Genomic DNA, 20,130 nt, shown 5'->3' with positions numbered 1-20,130 from the left:
AAAATCATGCGAATTCGGGAAGTGTTAAGAAATGAAAAAGGAAATATTGTACTCACCTCTGCATTTTTGTTTGTCGTCCTAACCGCTTTTGCAGGTCTCGTGGTGGATGGTGGTCATCTTTATTTAACAAAATCGAATTTACAAAAGGCGGCGAATGCTGCAGTACTTTCAGGTGGCCAAGAATTAACGAGAGACTCTGAAGAACCAACACGTGACATAGTACACGATATTTTAGAAGCACATGATGCCGAGGCTTACTTACAAACAACGGATATCGAATTGAAAAAATCAGTGAAAGTGTCTTTGACTAAACCTGTGGAATTGTTTTTCTCCAAAATCGTTGGGGTTGAATCGGTGGACGTCTCCGTGAGTAGTAAGGCACAGCTTGGTGTTATGTCTCGAGCATTCGGAGCGGCTCCGATTGGTATTGATGATTCCATCCCTCTCGTATTCGGCCAAGAATACGTGCTTAAAGTAGATGAAGAGGGAGTAGATACGGGCTTCTTCGGTGCTCTCGCACTCGAAGGTCCTGGCGCGAAACTGTACGAAGATAATTTACTCCATGGATTTGATGGGGAATTAAAAGTCGGAGATATCGTGGACACGCAAACAGGGAATATTGCAGGACCGACGAAAAGTGCCATCGACATTCTGGTGAACTCTTGCAGTGATCCAAATGAGCGCGATTGCCCTCGGGTGTTACTTATTCCGGTATACGTTCCGTACAATGTTCAGTCTAATCAAATGAAACAAGTGAAAATTGTCGGGTTTGCTTACTTTTATATTTCAGAGCCGATGAATTCAAATGATAAAACAATTAAAGGCAAGTTTCTCCGCAGAGTTGGTACAGGTTTTGAGGATGATTCGTTAGAAAATAATGGTGCATTAACAATACGTTTAGTGGAGTAGGTGACGGCAAGTGAATTCAAGAATTTTAGTTATTTTAGCCATATTAATGGGACTCATTACGACGGTAATTTTCGTCTTTTCATTATCCGAATCATCAAAAGAGGATTCGATTGATGTTGCGATGAAACGTGTTGTCGTCGCGACGAAAGAAATTCAAGTGAACGAGCAACTAACATCTGAAATGGTCACAACGAAAGAGCTTCCGGAAGCACAAGTACATGATTCCAGTGTGACGGATGTCAATTTTGTCGTTGGGAAAATGGCGACAGCACAAATGGAACCTGGTGAGGTTATTCTTACCCACCGCGTGCAATCAAAGGAAGAAGAAGCGGCGGTGCTCTCCAAAAAAATCGCCCCTGGTAAACGTGGGGTATCGATTGGCGTGAACATTGTGCAATCTGTTTCCAATCTAGTCGAAGCGGAAGACACGATTGATGTCATTCATACACTCGTTACGGGAAATAAACCAAATGAAATCATAGAAACGAAAACCATATTTAAGGATATACGAGTTCTTGCAATTGGGCAAAAAATGACAGTTCGAGAAGAGAATGATGAGTTAGTGGAATATGCAGCTGTGACGCTTGAAATGACGGAAGAACAAGCCGAAAAAATCGTCAATGCAATGACTACTGGCTCCTTACACTTAACACTCCACTCGAAAATTGTTTCCGAATAAGTTAGGAGGTGCCAATATGGACGCAATCCATACAATGACAACAGGAAAAGTAGTGGCACTCGTCAGCGCGAAAGGTGGCGTAGGGCAAACGTTTTTAGCAACTAATTTAGCGATCGCTCTTCAAAAAAAATTCCTGTCCATTACATTAGTGGATGGGAAATTGCAGTTTGGAGACATTGCGATTGCCCTCGACTTACACGCTGCCGTAACAGTAAAAGATGTAGCTGAAAACATAGCAGATATGGACCATTCGATGATCTCCAACTATCTTTCCCCTCATGAATCTGGCATTCAAGTGCTTGCAGCACCTGAACGTCCTGAACAAGCAGAGCTTGTCACTCCGGATGTACTAAAGAAAACGATTTCGATGCTCCGAGAACACTATGACTATACAGTGGTCGATTGTGGATATGCCTTTCATGAAACAACTCTCGATATTTTAGACGTAGCTGATCACATATTTGTCGTAACAACGCCAGATATGACGGCTCTTAAGAATACAAAACAATTGCTTGATACGTTTCGTCAACTTGAGTACACCAACAAAATTCAGCTCATTATTAATCGCTATGATATGGAAGGTTTAATAAAAGCCGAAGATATTCCGGAAATGCTTCAAATGGGCTCCGTCGAATACATTTGCAACGATTTCAAACTCGCTAGCAAATCGTTGAATATCGGAATTCCAGTGGTCGGCAGAAGAAGCTCTTCGGAGTTATCAAAAAACATTGTTCAGTTAGCACTTGGACTTCTATCTAAAAATGAAGAAGAACCTACTTTAGGTCGTAATCGTGAGAAGAAAAAATGGCTACCATTTAAAAAGTAAGGAGGGCTAGAGGATGAGTTTATTAAATCGCTTAAATCAAAAACAGCCACAAGATGAGATTCGTGTGGAAACACCGAAAAAACAACCGATTCAAGAATCGACCTTAACCGTAGAAAAACCAACACCGCCTTCCTCCCCTCCCCTTTTGACGAAGGCGCCTTCCGCAACGAATCCGAAGCATGAAAAAGAACTTGCTTTTAAGAAAGAAATTCAAAAAGAAATCGTCGCGACAATTGATTTGAAAGAAAATCCGGATGACTTGGATCAACAAATTGCCACTCTCGTGGATGATTTACTCAAAGAAGATGAATCTTACCGGCGCTTAGTCGACCGGAAGAAAATGATCGCTGATTTGGTGAATGAACTAACGGGTTTTGGACCTATAAATCCTTTACTGTTAGACGAATCTGTTTCGGAAGTCATGGTTAATGGACCGGATAGTGTTTACTGCGAACGAAATGGGATGCTCGTTAAAACAGATGTCACGTTCCGTGATGATGAACATGTACTACATGTCATTGAGCGTATTGTGGCACCGATTGGTAGACGAATTGATGAAAGCAGTCCGATGGTCGATGCACGCCTACCGGATGGGTCACGGGTCAATGCGATCATTCCGCCACTCGCGCTTAATGGACCAACAATTACGATTCGAAAGTTCTCGAAAGACCCTTATACAATTCAAGACTTAATTGGATTCGGGACAGTCACACCAGAAATGGCAGTATTCATTGAAGCGTGTGTAAAGGCAAGGTTAAATATTTTTGTCAGTGGTGGTACAGGTTCAGGTAAAACAACGACGCTCAATGTGTTATCTAGTTTTATTCCTGGAGACGAACGCATTGTGACGATTGAAGATGCGGCGGAACTACAGTTAGGACAAGACCATGTCATCACGTTAGAATCTCGCCCTGCTAATATTGAAGGCAAAGGAGCCATCACGATTCGAGATTTAGTAAAAAACTCGCTTCGTATGCGACCAGATAGAATTGTGATTGGAGAAGTTCGTGGAGCAGAAGCACTCGATATGTTACAAGCCATGAATACGGGTCACGATGGCTCTCTTGCTACAGGTCACTCCAACAGTCCGCGAGATATGATTTCCCGTTTAGAAACAATGGTGCTTCTAGCAGGTGTTGACTTGCCAATCCGCGCGATTCGCGATCAAATTTCTGGTGCATTGGATGTCATCATTCAACAATCTCGTTTAAAGGATGGAACACGCCGAATTGTCAATATCACTGAAGTTCAAGGCTTAGAAGGCGACGTGATTGTGTTACAAGACGTTTTTGTCTATGAACAAACGGGTGTGGATGACAACGGGAAAATAATTGGTCGCTTAAAGCCTACAGGAGTTCGACCTAAGTTTTACGAACGATTAGAGTCATCCGGAATTTCTATTCCTCCGCATGTGTTTATGGAGAAAGAAGCGTTGGAACAATGACGTATGTATTTTATATCACGTTATTTTTAACATTTACCCTGCTATTTTTCGCGTTATTTACTAAATTATTTTTTCATCGAAAACAAATGAATCAACGCATCAAGTCATTCATTTACGAAGAAGAACCTGAAAAGAAACCAACGGAAAAAGAATTTCGTAAAATGGTCGACTTCTCTGCAACAAAAGAACGATTAAGGAAGAATTTAAAAGAAAAAGATAAGAATGAGAAATTAGAATTGATGTTAAAGCGCGCTGGGGTGCCACTAAAACCGGAAGAATACATTCTATTTAAGTGGATGATGATTCTTTTAGGTACCATCCTCAGCTATTTAATCATTCGAAGTTTGCTTATCTTACCAGTTGGTGCCGTGGCAGGTTATTACAGTTTAAAGGTCTTCATTCGAACGAAAGAGAAAAAGCGTGTACAAAAGTTCAATCAGTATTTGCCCGAAATGATTTCGAGCATCGTAAATGCACTTCGTGCTGGATTTAGTTTTTTCCAAGCAATGAAAAACATCGCAGAAGAAGCCCCGTCTCCAACAAAAGAAGAACTAGATATGATGCTAAAAGAAATGCAATACGGGGCAACGGTTGAAGAATCTTTCATGCGAATGAAAGAGCGAGTACCTAGTGATGACCTCGATTTAATGATTCAAGCAATTCTTATTCAACGCCAAGTTGGAGGAAATTTAGCCGTCGTATTAGAAAAAATTGTGCATACCATTCGAGAGCGGATTAAAATCCAAGGACAGATTAAAACCTTAACAGCTCAAGGAAAGCTTTCTGGGATGGTTGTCGCTTTCTTACCAGCTGCACTTGCGGGAATGTTGCAGCTTGTGAATCCAGGTTATATGACCGTTCTATTTACTACTCCGATTGGAATCGGCATGATTGCCATTGGATTTATTTCAATGATTATCGGTTTCTTTTTAATCATGAAGATTACAAACATCGAGGTGTAAAATGACACTTTTTTCTGCATTAATAACGTTGTTACTCTTTTTACTGGCATCCTTATTTTTTATTCTCGAGAGAAAACGAAAACGTCGAGAGCGTATTGCGTTTGTTATTGGCGAATCGGCTAGTGCATCTACTCCAAGCTCTAAAGGTGAGATTGCAGGAACATTGTTTAGTCGATTATTTGAATCGAAATGGAAACAATTCAAGAAAAGCTTCAATCGTTCCAAACCGGACGAAAAATCGGAGAAAATCGATTTACTGCTACAAAAAGCTGGTCACCCATTTGGCATGACCCCATTTGAGTTTCGATTGATGCAAATTGCTTTAGTCATTGTTTTCCCATTTTTCATGGTGCTTTTATTGATTTTAGGAAATGCTAGTCCGAAGGCAGCGATTCTTTTATTAGCCATGACAATTTCGTTTGGCGCTTATATACCGAAAGCATTTATCAAAATGAAGATTAAAGCACGTGCACAGCAAGCATTAAAAGAACTATCGGATTTTATCGATCTGCTTGCGGTGAGTATGGAGGCAGGACTTGGATTCGACCAAGCGTTAAGCAAAGTGGTCTCTAAAAAGCATGGTGTGTTGGCCGATGAGTTCCAGCGAATGTTAGAAGAATTGCGTCTAGGTAGAACTCGTCGTGAGGCACTTAGTGGCGTCCGTTCCAGATTAGAATCTGAAGACATCCAGTCGTTAATAAGCAGTATCATTCAAGCTGAACAACTCGGGGTTGGAATGGTTCAAATACTTCGGATTCAATCGGAAGAAGTTCGTGTTCGACGGAAACAGCGCGCAGAAGAAAAAGCGATGAAAGCTCCAATCAAAATGCTTTTTCCGCTCGTCATCTTTATCTTCCCTACGATTTTCATTGTGCTGTTAGGTCCAGTGGTATTGAATATTATGGATACTTTTAGTCAGCCGTAAATAGGAACTGTCCGAAACGAGTATGTTTTGGACAGTTTTTGATTTGAAGCGGGCAAAAAATTGCTATGACACTAAAGTAAGTAGGACGATTAGGACTCTATCAGCGCAGAAATGCGTTCTATAAGCGCGACATTTTGCTCTATAAGCGTGTATTTCATTCTATTGGCGCAAATGGTAATTCTATCGACGCAACCTCTTCATCAAACGATTCTCCTCAATGCAACATGCCATGAACCTCAGGGATTCATGGCACTATATCTTCTCTACAGCTTGTAGTCGTAATAAACTTGAGCGTGTACGACTTCAAATCCAACATCTTTATATAATTTCAATGCATTCTCATTTTCAGTTTCTACTTCTAAATGGACCGAGTTTCCCCTTCCGGTTTCAATGCCAATCACTTTTTTCAAGACGTCTCTGCCAATTCCTTTGCCTTGATACTCTGGCAAAATAGCGAATCCATAAATCCAAGCTTCGTTATGTTCCATTTTCACACGTATTTTCCCGACGTCTTTGTTATTCCATACGATGATGAATTGGCCTTTTACTCCTCTTCTAGACGAATCGTTTGCCCACGTAATTGCATCGTCTAATGGCATATCAAAACATACATGGTCGAGTAGCGCGATGAGTTGAGTATCTGTATCAAAGGCAGGTCGAAGTAAAATATCTTGTTTTATGTCCAGCGGTTTTGGACGCAATGTCATTTGGTGTTCTGTATGAGAATGCGTTGCCCCAAGATTTTCGATAAATCGCTTTCCAGTTATACTTGATGCCGGCGTATTTAACAAGACTTTTTTAAATTGACGCTCAATGACTCGGTTCATAGCCTGTTCAAAAAGCTTCGTGAATATACCTTGGTTCCGGTAATCTGGATGAACCATTCCACACACTTCGACAGTAGATGCAAACCCATACAGTCCTAAAAAACCGACTAATTGCTCTCCTTCGAAATGAAAGAAATCAAACGCATCTTCTTTGCGATCTCGCATCATATCTTCGTTTAGTTTTAATTGAAATTGTCCTTCTTGTTCACACACTTCTTTTAACGCTTCTATTTCGTTGAACAAACTTGCAGCATTCATTTTCCCATCCCCTTCCCATTTTATTGTAGCTATTTAGTTAATAAAAATATAGCTCCGTAATGGTGATTTTTAGGCAGAGAAAAATGCCTTCAGCGATCGAAGACATTTCTCGTTTTATTTTTTTGACTTGGTAATCGCAGATGCAATTTTATCAATTACAGGGACAGTGGACGTTTTATAGTCTTGTGTTAACACGGTGAAAATCATCGTTTCCTTATCCGCTGTTTGGGTGTAACCTGCCAATGCACTCACATTGTCTAAAGAGCCAGTTTTTGCGATGACATTGCCTTTAGTTGGCCAGCCACCCATACGATATCGGAGTGTTCCACCGACAAATCGATCGTTGACTCCAGCCACTGGCAATCCTTTAAGTAGAGTTCCATACCATGGTTCTTTGCGAACTTGGAGCAATAACATCGATAATTCACTAGACGTAACTTTATTCGCATGCGACATGCCTGATGCGTCTTCAAAGTTCCATTTTGTGATATCCAATCCAATAGACGTGGCGTAGTCACGCATCACTTGTAGCCCTGAATCCCATGAACCATCGTTGTATACTTCTCTGCCCATCGCTTTAGCTAGGTGCTCTGCGTGGGAGTTATTGCTTAATTTTAAAAATGGGACGACTAACTGCTTTAGAGGCATCGATTGTTTTGTTAATAAAACACGTGCATCCTTAGGAGTAGCTCCTCTCACCACTTTACTTGCAGAAGATAATTTGATGCCTTTTTCAGCGAGCGATCGTTTAAATACATCGAGTGCATAGGCAGTCGGATTTGATACCGAGATCCATTCTTTTTTCCCCGAGGATCCAATCGGTGCATTCCCTGTGATTTCGATTACATTTGTTCCATAGTTACGCTTAATTTTAAGGGTATTTTTGTATCCTTTAGGAACCGTTTTTGATTTGTTCACAATGCGAACGATACTCGTTGCTGGTGTTAAGACAATTTTCGCCGCTCGTCCATTATATGTCGGTTTCGCTTCGACAATAACGGATCCAGCATCGTAATCTGTATTTGGAGAAAGTGTCAGTCCTGATACTTGTGCGCCATAATAATAGGATTGATCTTCTTTCGAAATTCCTGGAGAAAGTCGAACTGTATCAAACCAAGTATCATCCCCAACAAGATGACCAGCAATTGTGTTAACTCCACGTTTTTTTAAGATTGCGGCAAAGTTATCCAAATCCTTTTTCAGTAAAGTTGGATCTCCTTTGCCTTGCAAATAAAGATTCCCGTTTAACGTCCCTTTCGAGACAGTACCATTCGTTAAAACATTTGTTTGAAATCGATAATTTTCTCCTAATGTTTCTAGGGCACTCGACGCGGTTAATAATTTCAAGGAAGAAGCAGGAGTTACAGCTCTATTCGCATAATATTGGTAGACAATTTCCCCATTCGTTTTTCGAACGGTCACACTGCTCACAGAAGCTCTCATTCGACTATCTGCCATAATCGAATTGATCGAGTTTTGCATTGCAGAATATGTACTCGCCGCTTCTACCGAAGGAGTAGGAGCAATTGGGGTAAAAACAGAACTCATGGATAAGACAACTGCAGCTAAAAGAACACTTAATTTCTTGTTGATTTTCACAGCTTACCTCCACTACTACAGATTTTAGTATTAGTTTAGCATGAAATTATTAGAAAATACTGACGAAATAGTCCTAACTTCAGGAAAAAAGTTGAAAAAGTGTAAACAGGTTCATGAGGTGATTTTTCAGGAGAAATTGATTTTACAAAAAGGTTGGAAGAATCGTAGTATTATTTCGAGAATTAATAACATGTTTTTGATTAATGCACGATAGAACGGCAAACTTGCACGATAGAACGGCAAACTTGCACGATAGAAAGCAAAAGTTGCGCGATAGAACGGCAAAGTTGCACGATAGAACCCTCAAAACGGCCTGCACACTCCAGCATTTCATTCCCAATTATAAAAGCCCTCCGAAATTTACTCGAAGGACTCTTACTAACTAAATTTCACTTTACGAATGTTTTCCAAAATTCATGATTTCATATCTTCCTCGTATAATTTGAAAAATGCCATATAAAATTAATCCGATCGCCACAATTCCTAAAAGTACCATGCCAAAAGGTTTGGTGGCTACTTCTGTTAAAGCGCCTTCTAGACCTTTCGATTTATCCGGATCATGCGTATATGCGGTGGAGATAAAGAAAAAGCCAATTATTGCTAGAACCAATCCCCGTGCCATCATACCAACCCGACCTAAATGTCTTGTCACTTTCATTTCTTCCGAAGACATTTCATGTGATTTTATCTTCCGCAGGAATTTCATTTTATAGCCAGACCAAAATTCATATGCTCCGTAAAGAAAAATAATGACGCCAACGAGCCCGATTAACCAGACACCAAATGGATAGTCCATTACTTTCGCAGAGATTGTCTTTTCAGACCCCCTACTTGTTGTGCCGGTATGACTTGCTAATTTCACGGCTCCCCAAGCAATGTTTGCATAGATGACGCCACTCACAAAATAACCAATGCGATGAATAATTCCTTTAAACGACGTTCCATGGTTTTCAGGATCTTTAAAGGCTTTAATGAGATCCCACACAATGTATCCTATTAGTCCAATACCGATAATCCATAAAACAATTTCGCCAAACGGCATTTTGGCAATTTCTTGGAGCACGGTACTCGTTCCAGTCAATTCTCCTCCTGGACCAATAGCTGCTAACCCTGCTAATATACCAATCATTGCATATACAACGCCTTTGGCCATATAGCCGAAGCGTCCGAAACGCCTTATCCAAGGCTTCACTTCTTCTTTCATTTTCCCCATTCCTCTCAGAAACTCTTTTGCTACTAGTTTCCCTCTCAGAGGAATTTAAAAACCTATTTCTTCACTGCGGACCAAGCGCCGAATAATGTTGTCGAGAAAAATTTAGTGACGTGTTCGAATCCGACTTCTTCTAGTAGGGATTCAATTTCTTCTTCCTCACAGATAGGTAATTCTGACACAGACTCTGCCATCGCATCCACGTCTTCTTGATCCAAATTCGTTAAATCGAGCCAAATCAATTTCCAATGCTGTAAACGATTCGCAAATTCCTTCGAGGAAGTGTTACCATACATGCAGGACATTACAAAAGGAGCACCAGGTTTAAGTGCGTCATATATTTGTTGCAGCAATGCACGTTTCCCTTCTCGTGTTTCCACAAAATGTAACACTAACATGCAGGTAGCAGCATCGAACATTTTTTCCAATGAAACATCGTGCAAATATCCAGCTACCCACTGCGCTCTATCGTCCATTTGCAATTCTTTCACTTTATATGCAGCAACCTCTAACATTTCTTCGGATGGGTCTACTCCAGTAAAATGCCAGTTAGGATTTTGAGGACCCCAAATCGTCACTTCATTCCCACTTCCTGCACCAACAATTAGTAAATCCGCTTTTTCGGATAGATGTGCTCGCATAAAAGATTGTGTCATGCGAAATAGTGCATCATATGTAGGCATTGCACGGCGAATCCCTTTGTCGTATTCCTTTGCCATTTCTAAGTCAAACGAAAAATCATCCATCTTTCTCGCCCTTTCTATATATATGTATTACTCCATACCTGTATTTCCCACTCTAGACAAATAGAGAGTCTAAATGGAGAAAAACGCCTCCCGGTTAGGAGACGTTTAGATGTTTTTTTCAATATGGTTTAGTGCCACCTGTACATTTGAATATGTCTCAAACTTCGAGAAGTCGAGTCCAGCTTGTACAACTGCTAACGATAAGTTTGGTCGAATTCCTGTGAATAAAACATGAATTCCTAACAAACCAAGTACACTATGAATCTTATAGATATGATGTGCAACCTCCACATCAATTGTTAAAATCCCAGAGAAATCAATGATGACGTGTTCGATTTCTTGGCGAGGTATTTCGGGAATCACATTGTTCAACAAATGTTCCATCCGGTTGAAATCAATCATTCCGATGATAGGAAGTATTGCTACTGCGTCCTTTAATGGAACAAGTGGTGCGGACAATTCATTAATTTCCCGTTCACGCTCAACAATTTGGGCTTCTTTATATGCTTCATACGCAAAAATCGTTTCTGTCATGCTTGTATCGAGCAGAAAACTTACTCGGTTATTTACGTTCACAACATGTTCCGTATCAAGGCCAAGGCTCATCGAAATTTCTGAAATACGTTTCAAGTATATAAGACGATTGGCTGCATACGGTTTAATCATTGTCGTTAAGTTCGCTAAATTAGCTGCTTGTTGTTCCCCATACTGCTTACTCCACTCGATTAATTCCTCTGCTGCGCCTTCTTCTGACTCTTCAAATGAATTTGCAAGCAGCTCGAGAAATTCCGCATTTGCTTTTGTGGAAATTTCTACATGTTCGGGTGGAATTTCAATAGGTGAATTTTCTAACGCCTTTGAAATAAATTCTTTCGCTAATTCTGTTGAGTGCTCTAATAAATAATTTTTTACCTTGTTATATTGTTCCACGATAGTTCTCCTTATAATAAAGCGAATAAGTTCTTATCACTTATTTTACTATAAATCAGAACGATTTGCGCTAATTTGCCAAAAATTTCAGTTTTTTGGTGGCATTGGAACAAAAACGGATGTCTTGCGAGCATACTCCGCATACCCTGGCTTTTGCGCATTTTTCTTCTCTAACAAAGGTACGCCAGAAATCTTGAGCAATAAGATCGTTAATAAAATCGGGCTTATAAACGAGAGCCATCCACAAGGAACGGAGCTTGCCACGAAACTAATTCCGTACCACATCGTCGCTTCTCCAAAGTAATTTGGGTGACGAGTGTATTTCCATAAACCTTCCGTCATTACTTTACCTTTATTCTCCGGCTTGTCAATAAAGTTACGTAATTGCGCATCCCCAACCGATTCAAAGAAGAAACCAATAATCCATACCACTACCCCAATATATAAAGGAATGAGAGAAATAATGTCATCACTTTGTGTAATTCCAATAAAGATTGCTAATGACAAAATCAGAGAAATTGCACCTTGTAGTAAAAATACACGTCGATACGCACGTAATTTAACTTGATCTCCCCAATTTTTACGCATTGCTTGATAGCGATAATCTTCTGGTTTTCCAGCATTACGCTTAAACAAGTAGTACGACAAACGAATTCCCCAGATATAGACCAAAATAGCTATTGTCCACGATACGACATTAAATTCTTGGGAATACAGTAAAACGACAGCTGTCGTCACCATAAACGTCATACCCCAAACAATATCCACAATGGAATAATTATCTTTTTTCACCGCGATCATCCAAACAAATGTCATAAATAGAAAAATTGCAATAACTGCATATAATACGACCATTTTTCTCACCTGCACATTCTAATTTTATTTGTTCGTTCTTCTCTATTATACTTTTACTAATCAGATAAATCAGATTTGAATATGCTTGGAAGAGAGTTGAGTGAAGATGAGAATAGCTTGGTTAACAGATAGCTCTATTTATATACCAGAACACGGGAATTTTAACGATGTCTTTATTATTCCAATGCAAATAAGTTTTGGGGAATCTAATTATCGAGATGGTGTCGATATTTCGTCTAAAGAATTTTATTCCATGCTTGCTTCTAGTAATGAAATACCGAAATCCTCGCAGCCTGCTGTAGGGGATATTGAACACACTTTGAAGATGATCGAAGCTTCGTACGATGCCATTATTGGGGTGTTTATTTCCAAAAAAATTAGCGGCACGTTTGACTCAATTAAAGCAGCAACAGGTAATGTGGCCATTCCTTTTTATATGGTCGATTCCGAGATTGTCTCGTGGCCGTTGTATGATTTAATCGAAACCGGGAAAAAGATGATTCGGGAAGGCAAATCTATCGAAGAAACAATCGAGCATATAGAGAAACTGCCACCGACCTATCATAATACGATTTACGTGGCATCACTGGATCAGTTATTAAAAGGTGGACGAATCGGAAAAGTTGGGTTTGCGATTGGCAGCATTTTGCAAATAAAACCAATTTTGCAATTTATCAATGGGAAGTTAGAAGTTTTCCAAAAGGTTCGAACGAAGAAAAAATCGTTCCAAGTGATTGCAAATCAATTTATACCTTCTGCAGAAGCCGCATGGGTATTGCATTGCGGCGACGTGGTGAACGCAGAATACATGAAACAATTGCTGCTAGAAAAACATCCAAAGCAAACAATTCGCATTGGCGAATTAAGTCCCATTATTGCCATTCACGGTGGCCAAGGAAGTCTAGCTGTCGTATCCAAACAAAAACAGGCATAGCCATTTTCACTGGCTTTCCTGTTTTATTTTTCTAACCGCCGTTCGAATTTTAGATACGAATAACTGCGATAGATAAGACTGATGACAAATAAGATAGCTGCTCCATAGCCAAACGTTTGACGAATGAGGAGACCAAAAAGAGTTACTATTCCAAGGAAAATAATGGTGACAATGCTCGCCGTACCATTAATCGGTTGATTGCTAACGAAAAAACTTCGCATCCCTTTTAAATTTTTCGCAAAACAGTCTTCATGGTACGGAACAACTTCTCCCAAAACGGTAGCTGTAACTAAATCTGGTCGTATCTTAATTTCCCTTTTGCAGTAGTCACAGTAAACTCCTTTTTTCACTACAAACTCTCCTTTCCTCTCGCGTAATAGTACAAGTACGTATTACGTCTCGTAAAGGTTTCTTGCAGCTGCTTTTTGTAGGAGTTTTCTCAATTCGTCTTGAAAAGCTCGGTTCGCATCTTTAGACCGCTTTTTCGGTCCTTTTAATCTCCCACCTGACATCCGAATTTTTTTCGCTGTGTGTCTTGCGTGTAAAAGCGCATCAATATTGTCTACTGTGTACTCTCGTCCATTTTGATCGATGGCAAATGCCTTTTTTGCAAGAACCATTGCGGCCAGTCCATAGTCTTGTGTTACGACGATATCGAATGGTTTTACTTTATTCACCAAAACAAAATCGACTGCATCGGCACCTTTTGAAACCGTAATGGTTTCCGCTCCATCTCGGTGCATCTCATGTGCCGTATCGCAAATGAGAATAATGGAAAGGTTATGTTGTTTTGCTATTTCAATTGTTTCACCTACTACTGGACAGCCGTCTGCATCGACAAGTACTTTCATCTTCATGACACCCCTTTTTACTAGTATGCCATGAGAAACTTTGTACATCTATTTCAATGTTCCTGTGCTCGTGACCGTCGTATTCACATGCACATCAAATGTTGCATCTTTCAAGTGCTTCTTCGTGTCTTCAAGTTTCCATTCCTTTCTCTGTCTCATACGGATTTTCTCAAACAAGCCAATAGGATCCACTTCATTTTCTTGCAATTTGATTAGTAAATCTTCGATTTCTTTCTTAATTTCTTTATCGAGTTGACGTTCTAATGCAGGAAAATCTTCTACTGTAATCTTTTGTTTAGAACCCTCGTATTCGGTTAATGTTCCCTTGTATTTCACATCAATGCGAACCGTATTCGTTTTCTCATCTGGTCTAATTTTTGTTTTGATTGTAATAAATTTTAAAATAACTTCTTCTTCCCATTCATCATCGAGCTTCACTTTTAAAAGTGTCATCTTCACTTTCCCACGAAGTGCTTGAATGTATTTTGACTCTTGATCGTTTAAAGACAATTTCCAATAACCATCGTCAAAAACACCAATTCCTTTTAATTGAAGTACATTTTCTTCTAAATGTATGACAGGAGCAATTGCTTCTAGAATTGGATCCGTTTCATCATGTAAAAAATGATGAATCGTTGTTACAGGATTATAGAAGGTATACATTCTAGGTTCTAGTAGATCATGAAGATATTCACTCGTACTTGGTTTGTCCGGATACGTTCTGTTTAATATATCTTTTGCTTCACCTTCTACAATCACGACCCGAACGTTCGACCGTATTTCTGTTTCTTTATATAAGAAAGTGATGATATCACGCATGTTACTTTTCTTCGCGAATTCTTCACTAAACATGACCACTCGCAACTGCTTTAAACTCACAGTTTTATCGGTTTTAGATGAAATGTGCAATAAAGCTTCTTGCGTAAGTGATGCAGTCGTATCCAAGTATTGGGAGGGTTGTTCCGCAGCTTCTGATACTTGAGGAATGACAACGGACATTCCAAAAGTATCCTTGTCTACATAATCAAACCCCATTACTGTCACTAAGCTATATTGCTCTAAGGAAGGTTGCCGATTATTTTCACTACAACCAGTGAGGAGTACTGTGAAAAAGACAAAAAATAGGAAAAATCCTTTTCTACGCATTGTGCTCCCTCCTCTTAGCGCGCTTAGCGAGAGGGATACATAAAATGGGCAATATAACTAAGACGTATCCCACATAAAACACATATTGCTGTATTTTCAGTTTGGTAGGTTCTTCAATCGGGATAAACGTAAGAAGAATGACAATCAATCCTAAAATATATAAATGAAACGCGGTTTCTTTACTCCGAAAGTGGTCAATGGCAAGCTTAGCACCCCACAAATATAGGCTACCAGTAGATAATATTAGCAAAACCCATAATGAAATACCGAGTGTATCAATTCGTTCGATAAACGTTAAATTGACCGCTTGAAATAATTTCAACAAAGGAAACTTCACATTTTCTAATTGCCATTGCGAAAAATACATCGAACCGACGAATGTTACTGCTACATAAAAAAATATGGAGGTCCATACCCCGCCAATCACTAGCTTGGTGGTTTTCTTCTTCTGTTGAATAAGCGGATAGTAAAGAAGGAGTAATTCAAATCCTAGTAAACTTGAATAGCCTGGTTTAAAGACTTCCCAAAACTCCCTCCAGGTGAAATTAAAAACAGGGAGGACATGTGTAATCGTTCCTTCCGTGAATCCCCATTTTAAAAAAACAATCATCCAAGCAGTGAGAAAAAAAGTAGCGATACAAAATCTCGCCACCGATTTCACTCCACCTTTGACAATAAATATTTCTAGAATGACTACAACAACAAATGGTAAAAACTGCGTTCGATTCGGCAAGATTAACAATTCAACAAGAGCCAAATAATTGTCGGAGACGATATACACCAACGCTATAAAATAAACGAGCCAAGTAAAATTAAGAATGGAGCCTATCAGTGGTCCAAATAAGCGGTCATGTACTTGAAACAAATGCTGTTCTGGAAAAATGGCACTGAATTTTACTAAACCGATAACCGTAATGGTCACTAATAACCCGAAAAGTATCGGAATTATCCAGTGCCCACTCCCGATGGGGCTTAACGTATTCGAAAGCGATAGCATACTCATCCCTATGATGCCATTTTGCACCAAAAAGAAAACATGCGTATTGTTTAAAGGTAATTTTTGGTGAACATCCATCTTATTGTTTCTCCCGTTTCGTTGGAAAGGTTGGCTGCTTTGACATACTCAATCTTTTTCGGTTTTGAATGAACGTTAATGGTGCACGAACAATTCCATCGTAGACATCGGAAAATCTACGAGGAACGACAGGCGAAACATAAGGTTTTCCAAGTGACGTTAAGTTCAATAAATGATTCATTAACCAAGCTAAAGCAAGTGTTAATCCTAAGAATCCAAACGCACCAGCCGCAATGATAAAAAAATAGCGAATGAGTCGACTTGCATTACTCATTAAATAGTTTGGAATCATAAACGATAATAGTGCGGAAATAGCTACTAAAACTATCAATACATTACTTACTAATCCCGCTTCGACTGCAGCGGTTCCAATTACAATACCTCCAACGATACCAATTGTTTGACCAATTTTTGTCGGCATTCGAGCTCCAGCTTCCCTTAACACTTCTATTACGAGTTCAATAAAAATCACTTCAAAAACAGGAGGAAAAGGAACTTTGGACCGTGATTCTTGCAGTCTCATCAACAGATCAATTGGCACAACACCGGGATGAAACGACATGATGGAAATATAGGCAGGGGTTAATATAACGGTGATAAAGAATCCAATAAATCGTATAAGTCGAAGTAAAGATGCGGTAGTCCATCGATTGTAGTAATCTTCACTCGACAAAAACATTTCTAAGAAAGAAGATGGCGTAATCATAATGCTAGAACTATTGTCCATTAGTACCACAATTCGCCCATCCATAATATACTTAACGGCCGTGTCTGGTCGGTTCGTCATAATAAATTGAGGAAAAGGAGAAAACGGATTGTCCTCTAACATTTGTTTGAGAATGGATATATCTTGAAAGCTCGGATTATTGACGTTGCGTAATCGTTCTTCAATTAGACCGATATTGTCGTCACTTACGATATTTTTCATATAAACGGTACATATTTCAGTGTGAGATTCTGTACCGATCGTGCTAGATTTTGTTTTAAAGTGTGGAGTGTGAATGCGTCGTTTTAACAAGGATAAATTGGTCTGCAATGATTCGGTAAAAGAATCCTGTGGTCCGATGACAGTCGTTTCAATTTCGGAAGTGCCAATGGAACGTGTAGGAGCACTATACGCAATAAATTTATAATATTTTTTTGTTTCTTCTACATACACGACGATATGACCGATCGAGATAGCATTAATAATACCGGCAAGATCGTTTTCTGGAAGAAGTTCCCCGTCTTGCAAGGCGGCTTTTGCATTTTCAAGAAGTGGTTTTATTTCTTTCTGATAGATAACGGAATGATCCACCATACTATATAAATAGAATAAAATAACGTCCCCGATATTCGTGACAAGCTTTTTTTGAAGAAAGTCATGCACATGGTTAAATTCATCGACAATTGTTTGATGAGGTATCGTTGTTTCTTTTAGTGTAGAGGATTTATCCTTTTTCAATTTACCTGTTGGGATTTTCAATCTCCTAACCTCCAATCCGCAAACTCTCCTGTTCGTAGCATTCCCAATTTCCATTAATTCATTCGAGTAGTATACTTTGTAAGAGTACAGGATGATCTGTTTTAGAAAACTGATAGAAAACGTAAAACGGTGATACGATTCATCGTCTGAGGAAAGGAGAATCTTTATGCAACAACCACGAGTAAAACTTGTATTAAGTGGACTTTTATTAGCAATATTAATGGCGGCAATGGACAACACAATTGTCGCAACCGCACTCGGTTCTATTCTTGCCGATTTAGGTGGAGTAGAAAACTACATATGGATTACATCTGCCTATGCAGTGGCAGTGCTTGCGGGAATGCCTATTTTCGGGAAATTATCTGATATGTATGGGCGAAAACGTTTCTTCGTATTTGGTTTAGCGTTATTTTTAATAGGCTCTGCACTTTGTGGGATCGCAGACACTATCCCGCAATTAGCCGCTTATCGCGCTATCCAAGGGATTGGTGGAGGTGCATTAATGCCAATTGCATTCACCATCGTGTTTGATATTTTCCCTCCAGAACAACGTGGTAAAATGACTGGATTGTTCGGCGCAGTATTTGGAGCTTCAAGTATTTTAGGACCTTTACTAGGAGCTTTCATCACGGATACTTTCAGTTGGAACTGGGTATTTTATGTGAATATTCCTCTCGGGATCGTTTCTTTAGTGTTAGTTTGGCTGTATTACCATGAGTCAACCGAACATTCGAAACAAAAAATTGACTGGCTCGGTTCCATATCCCTCGTGACAGCTGTCGTTAGTTTGATGTTTGCCCTCGAACTAGGCGGCAAAGAATATGAATGGACATCTTGGATCATTCTCGGTTTATTCGCCGTATTTGCGGTGTTTTTAATCGTCTTTTTCTTCGCAGAAAAAAGAGCTGCAGAACCGATTATTTCTTTCTGGATGTTCAAAAGTAAATTATTCGCATCCTCGCAAGTGTTGGCATTTGTCTACGGTGCCACATTCGTTGGCTTGACTATTTTCATCCCACTATTTGTGCAATCCGTCTATGGCGGTTCAGCAACCAATGCGGGAATTATTTTGATGCCGATGCTACTTGGATCGGTAGTCGGAAGTGCGTTTGCCGGAATTATGCAAACGAAATGGGCATATCGAAAAATTATGGCCGTTTCTGTTGTCGTGTATGCAATTGGGATGGTGTTAATGTCCACCATTTCGCCTGAAACAGATCGATTATTGTTGACCGTTTATATGACCCTAGTTGGGATTGGCGTAGGCTTCTCTTTCTCTTTATTGCCATCCGCTTCAGTGCACAAAATGGACTTCCGACACCGCGGATCAGCGAATTCCACCAATGCATTCTTCCGTTCACTCGGATTAGCAATAGGGATTACTGTGTTCGGGGCAATTCAAACGAAATTATTACAAAATCAGTTGGATAAAGATCTTGGTAATGCTGGTGGTGGATCCTTCTCACCAGACAACTTGCAAAATGTCTTCGAACCTGCACAACGGAACTTAATTCCGCCAAACATTTTAGAGAAAATTATTGATGCAATGGCTGTGTCCATTTCGTCTACATTCTTCTGGTCACTCATTCCAATTGCGATCGCTGCGATTGCGGTGTACACGATGGGAAATGAACGACTTCTAACAGAAAAGAAATCCGATGCACCAGCTGAAGGTGTAACAGAATAAAAAATGCCTCGACAAGATAGACAAACGCTTTCTTGTTCGAGGCATTTTTTGTGTTCACGTATCAGATCTTGCTTCACTCAATCGGCAAAATTTTTCTAGTTTTTTCGGTAGAAAGCCCATTTCTGTTATTGACCAATCCTTCGTGGATTTCGTCATGAACATGAGAGGATGAATTTTTACGTACTTGGTCAAACAAAAAGGATAGATCGCCTCTCCAGTTACGAGAAGATATCTATCCATGCTGACACATTATTTCACAGGTTTTGATTTTTTCGGTTCTGGAATCTCTGGCAACTCGTCAATTAACTGCTCTGCTGCTTTGCGATAAAAGTTGCTCAGTTGTACAAACGATAGGATTTTTTGAATCCGATCTGATTCTTTCTCTTCGATTGTTTGAACAGACTGCTCGAAATGGTCAGTAAGAGGAGGTTGAGCATTTTCGAATGTTTCATATAATGCTTCAATCGCATTCGTTTCTTTCACTTGATGAAGCACTTTTTGAATATCTTGAAGCGAAAGTGTCCCCTTCATGTGGTAGATCAACGCAATTAACAATATATTGTTCTTCGAATACTTTTTATTTTCAATTGGTTGAAGCAACTTCCCTTTTGCGTAATTATTAATCATCGTTTTGGTCATGATTTTTTCTTCAGGATTACGTTTTGATTGCTCAAACACTTCCTCAAACAATTGCATAATTTGATCGACATATAAATCGATATTAGGTAGTTTACTCGATTCAATTTTTCGGTTTAATCCAATTTTTTCTTCCGATATAGTCACGTGATACCTCCACTACTTT

Annotated in this window: 20 protein-coding genes; 8 read left to right on the top strand and 12 right to left on the bottom strand. The window is 39.5% G+C overall.

All coding sequences use genetic code 11. The features are described 5' to 3' along the window. Positions 1-6 precede the first annotated feature (6 nt). From D3873_RS01650 to D3873_RS01625, 6 genes are read left to right on the top strand one after another with little or no spacing between them, the layout of a single operon-like run. Positions 7-909 (top strand): pilus assembly protein TadG-related protein, encoded by a 903-nt coding sequence (locus D3873_RS01650; RefSeq protein ID WP_119882380.1) that lies wholly within the window; start codon positions 7-9, stop codon positions 907-909. Positions 910-919: 10 nt separating this feature from the next. Further along, complete coding sequence (gene cpaB, locus D3873_RS01645; protein WP_119882379.1) at positions 920-1,588, top strand: Flp pilus assembly protein CpaB; 669 nt, start codon at positions 920-922, stop codon at positions 1,586-1,588. A gap of 16 nt (positions 1,589-1,604) precedes the next feature. Beyond that, a complete protein-coding gene (locus tag D3873_RS01640) occupies positions 1,605-2,414 on the top strand; it encodes a CpaE/TadZ family protein (protein WP_119882378.1) in 810 nt (269 codons plus the stop codon). Between the two features lie 13 nt (positions 2,415-2,427). Then, positions 2,428-3,858: a TadA family conjugal transfer-associated ATPase gene (locus tag D3873_RS01635; RefSeq protein WP_119882377.1), complete on the top strand. Its 1,431-nt coding sequence runs from the start codon at positions 2,428-2,430 to the stop codon at positions 3,856-3,858. After that, positions 3,855-4,820 (top strand): type II secretion system F family protein, encoded by a 966-nt coding sequence (locus D3873_RS01630; protein ID WP_238473808.1) that lies wholly within the window; start codon positions 3,855-3,857, stop codon positions 4,818-4,820. The genes D3873_RS01635 and D3873_RS01630 overlap by 4 nt, the downstream gene beginning before the upstream one ends. 1 nt (position 4,821) lies before the next feature. Then, the gene (locus D3873_RS01625) at positions 4,822-5,745 is read left to right on the top strand and encodes a type II secretion system F family protein (RefSeq protein ID WP_119882376.1); all 924 of its coding nucleotides are present in this window, start codon (positions 4,822-4,824) and stop codon (positions 5,743-5,745) included. Between the two features lie 263 nt (positions 5,746-6,008). On the opposite strand, the gene D3873_RS01620 is transcribed toward D3873_RS01625, so the two are convergent. From D3873_RS01620 to D3873_RS01595, 6 genes are all read right to left on the bottom strand, one after another. Continuing rightward, positions 6,009-6,830 (bottom strand): GNAT family N-acetyltransferase, encoded by an 822-nt coding sequence (locus D3873_RS01620; protein ID WP_119882375.1) that lies wholly within the window; start codon positions 6,828-6,830, stop codon positions 6,009-6,011. Positions 6,831-6,944: 114 nt separating this feature from the next. Further along, on the bottom strand, positions 6,945-8,429 hold the full coding sequence (gene dacB, locus D3873_RS01615) for a D-alanyl-D-alanine carboxypeptidase/D-alanyl-D-alanine endopeptidase (protein ID WP_119882374.1): 1,485 nt from the start codon (positions 8,427-8,429) through the stop codon (positions 6,945-6,947). Positions 8,430-8,823: 394 nt separating this feature from the next. After that, a complete protein-coding gene (locus D3873_RS01610) occupies positions 8,824-9,633 on the bottom strand; it encodes a DUF1206 domain-containing protein (RefSeq protein ID WP_238473807.1) in 810 nt (269 codons plus the stop codon). A 62-nt stretch (positions 9,634-9,695) separates the two neighbouring features. Then, entirely contained in the window at positions 9,696-10,385 is a 690-nt protein-coding gene (locus tag D3873_RS01605) for a class I SAM-dependent methyltransferase (protein WP_119882372.1), read from the bottom strand. A gap of 105 nt (positions 10,386-10,490) precedes the next feature. After that, complete coding sequence (locus D3873_RS01600) at positions 10,491-11,315, bottom strand: STAS domain-containing protein (RefSeq protein ID WP_119882371.1); 825 nt, start codon at positions 11,313-11,315, stop codon at positions 10,491-10,493. An 87-nt stretch (positions 11,316-11,402) separates the two neighbouring features. Next, positions 11,403-12,170 (bottom strand): DUF1295 domain-containing protein, encoded by a 768-nt coding sequence (locus D3873_RS01595; RefSeq protein WP_119882370.1) that lies wholly within the window; start codon positions 12,168-12,170, stop codon positions 11,403-11,405. 106 nt (positions 12,171-12,276) lie between these two features. Here D3873_RS01595 and D3873_RS01590 point away from each other — a divergent pair, with 106 nt between their 5' ends. After that, positions 12,277-13,104 (top strand): DegV family protein, encoded by an 828-nt coding sequence (locus tag D3873_RS01590; protein ID WP_238473839.1) that lies wholly within the window; start codon positions 12,277-12,279, stop codon positions 13,102-13,104. Positions 13,105-13,127: 23 nt separating this feature from the next. On the opposite strand, the gene D3873_RS01585 is transcribed toward D3873_RS01590, so the two are convergent. From D3873_RS01585 to D3873_RS01565, 5 genes are read right to left on the bottom strand one after another with little or no spacing between them, the layout of a single operon-like run. Continuing rightward, on the bottom strand, positions 13,128-13,454 hold the full coding sequence (locus tag D3873_RS01585) for a hypothetical protein (protein WP_119882368.1): 327 nt from the start codon (positions 13,452-13,454) through the stop codon (positions 13,128-13,130). Positions 13,455-13,496: 42 nt separating this feature from the next. Further along, positions 13,497-13,961 carry a YaiI/YqxD family protein gene (locus tag D3873_RS01580; RefSeq protein WP_119882367.1) on the bottom strand — a complete coding sequence of 155 codons (465 nt, stop codon included), beginning with the start codon at positions 13,959-13,961 and terminating at the stop codon, positions 13,497-13,499. Between the two features lie 42 nt (positions 13,962-14,003). Then, complete coding sequence (locus tag D3873_RS01575; protein ID WP_119882366.1) at positions 14,004-15,101, bottom strand: Ger(x)C family spore germination protein; 1,098 nt, start codon at positions 15,099-15,101, stop codon at positions 14,004-14,006. Continuing rightward, positions 15,094-16,176, bottom strand: coding sequence for a GerAB/ArcD/ProY family transporter (locus tag D3873_RS01570; RefSeq protein ID WP_119882365.1), 1,083 nt, complete (start codon positions 16,174-16,176; stop codon positions 15,094-15,096). Before D3873_RS01570 ends, D3873_RS01575 begins: the two co-directional genes overlap by 8 nt. A 1-nt stretch (position 16,177) precedes the next feature. Continuing rightward, the gene (locus tag D3873_RS01565; protein ID WP_162920103.1) at positions 16,178-17,641 is read right to left on the bottom strand and encodes a spore germination protein; all 1,464 of its coding nucleotides are present in this window, start codon (positions 17,639-17,641) and stop codon (positions 16,178-16,180) included. Between the two features lie 166 nt (positions 17,642-17,807). Here D3873_RS01565 and D3873_RS01560 point away from each other — a divergent pair, with 166 nt between their 5' ends. After that, a complete protein-coding gene (locus D3873_RS01560) occupies positions 17,808-19,328 on the top strand; it encodes an MDR family MFS transporter (RefSeq protein WP_119882363.1) in 1,521 nt (506 codons plus the stop codon). A 249-nt stretch (positions 19,329-19,577) separates the two neighbouring features. Here the strand turns inward: D3873_RS01560 and D3873_RS01555 are convergent, their stop codons facing one another. Continuing rightward, a complete protein-coding gene (locus D3873_RS01555) occupies positions 19,578-20,111 on the bottom strand; it encodes a DUF1836 domain-containing protein (RefSeq protein ID WP_238473806.1) in 534 nt (177 codons plus the stop codon). Positions 20,112-20,130: the final 19 nt, after the last annotated feature.

Origin of the sequence: Paenisporosarcina cavernae (assembly GCF_003595195.1) — a bacterium.
Lineage (GTDB): Bacteria > Bacillota > Bacilli > Bacillales_A > Planococcaceae > Paenisporosarcina > Paenisporosarcina cavernae.
This window is presented reverse-complemented; position numbering and strand designations above follow the sequence as displayed.

Bases quoted from the DNA above. Each gene is read 5' to 3' on its own strand.
- D3873_RS01650 (WP_119882380.1), top strand. From the start codon at position 7: ATGCGAATTCGGGAAGTGTTAAGAAATGAAAAAGGAAATATTGTACTC.
- D3873_RS01640 (WP_119882378.1), top strand. From the start codon at position 1,605: ATGGACGCAATCCATACAATGACAACAGGAAAAGTAGTGGCACTCGTC.
- D3873_RS01635 (WP_119882377.1), top strand. From the start codon at position 2,428: ATGAGTTTATTAAATCGCTTAAATCAAAAACAGCCACAAGATGAGATT.
- D3873_RS01630 (WP_238473808.1), top strand. From the start codon at position 3,855: ATGACGTATGTATTTTATATCACGTTATTTTTAACATTTACCCTGCTA.
- D3873_RS01625 (WP_119882376.1), top strand. From the start codon at position 4,822: ATGACACTTTTTTCTGCATTAATAACGTTGTTACTCTTTTTACTGGCA.
- D3873_RS01620 (WP_119882375.1), bottom strand. From the start codon at position 6,830: ATGAATGCTGCAAGTTTGTTCAACGAAATAGAAGCGTTAAAAGAAGTG.
- D3873_RS01610 (WP_238473807.1), bottom strand. From the start codon at position 9,633: ATGAAAGAAGAAGTGAAGCCTTGGATAAGGCGTTTCGGACGCTTCGGC.
- D3873_RS01605 (WP_119882372.1), bottom strand. From the start codon at position 10,385: ATGGATGATTTTTCGTTTGACTTAGAAATGGCAAAGGAATACGACAAA.
- D3873_RS01595 (WP_119882370.1), bottom strand. From the start codon at position 12,170: ATGGTCGTATTATATGCAGTTATTGCAATTTTTCTATTTATGACATTT.
- D3873_RS01590 (WP_238473839.1), top strand. From the start codon at position 12,277: ATGAGAATAGCTTGGTTAACAGATAGCTCTATTTATATACCAGAACAC.
- D3873_RS01580 (WP_119882367.1), bottom strand. From the start codon at position 13,961: ATGAAGATGAAAGTACTTGTCGATGCAGACGGCTGTCCAGTAGTAGGT.
- D3873_RS01575 (WP_119882366.1), bottom strand. From the start codon at position 15,101: ATGCGTAGAAAAGGATTTTTCCTATTTTTTGTCTTTTTCACAGTACTC.
- D3873_RS01570 (WP_119882365.1), bottom strand. From the start codon at position 16,176: ATGGATGTTCACCAAAAATTACCTTTAAACAATACGCATGTTTTCTTT.
- D3873_RS01560 (WP_119882363.1), top strand. From the start codon at position 17,808: ATGCAACAACCACGAGTAAAACTTGTATTAAGTGGACTTTTATTAGCA.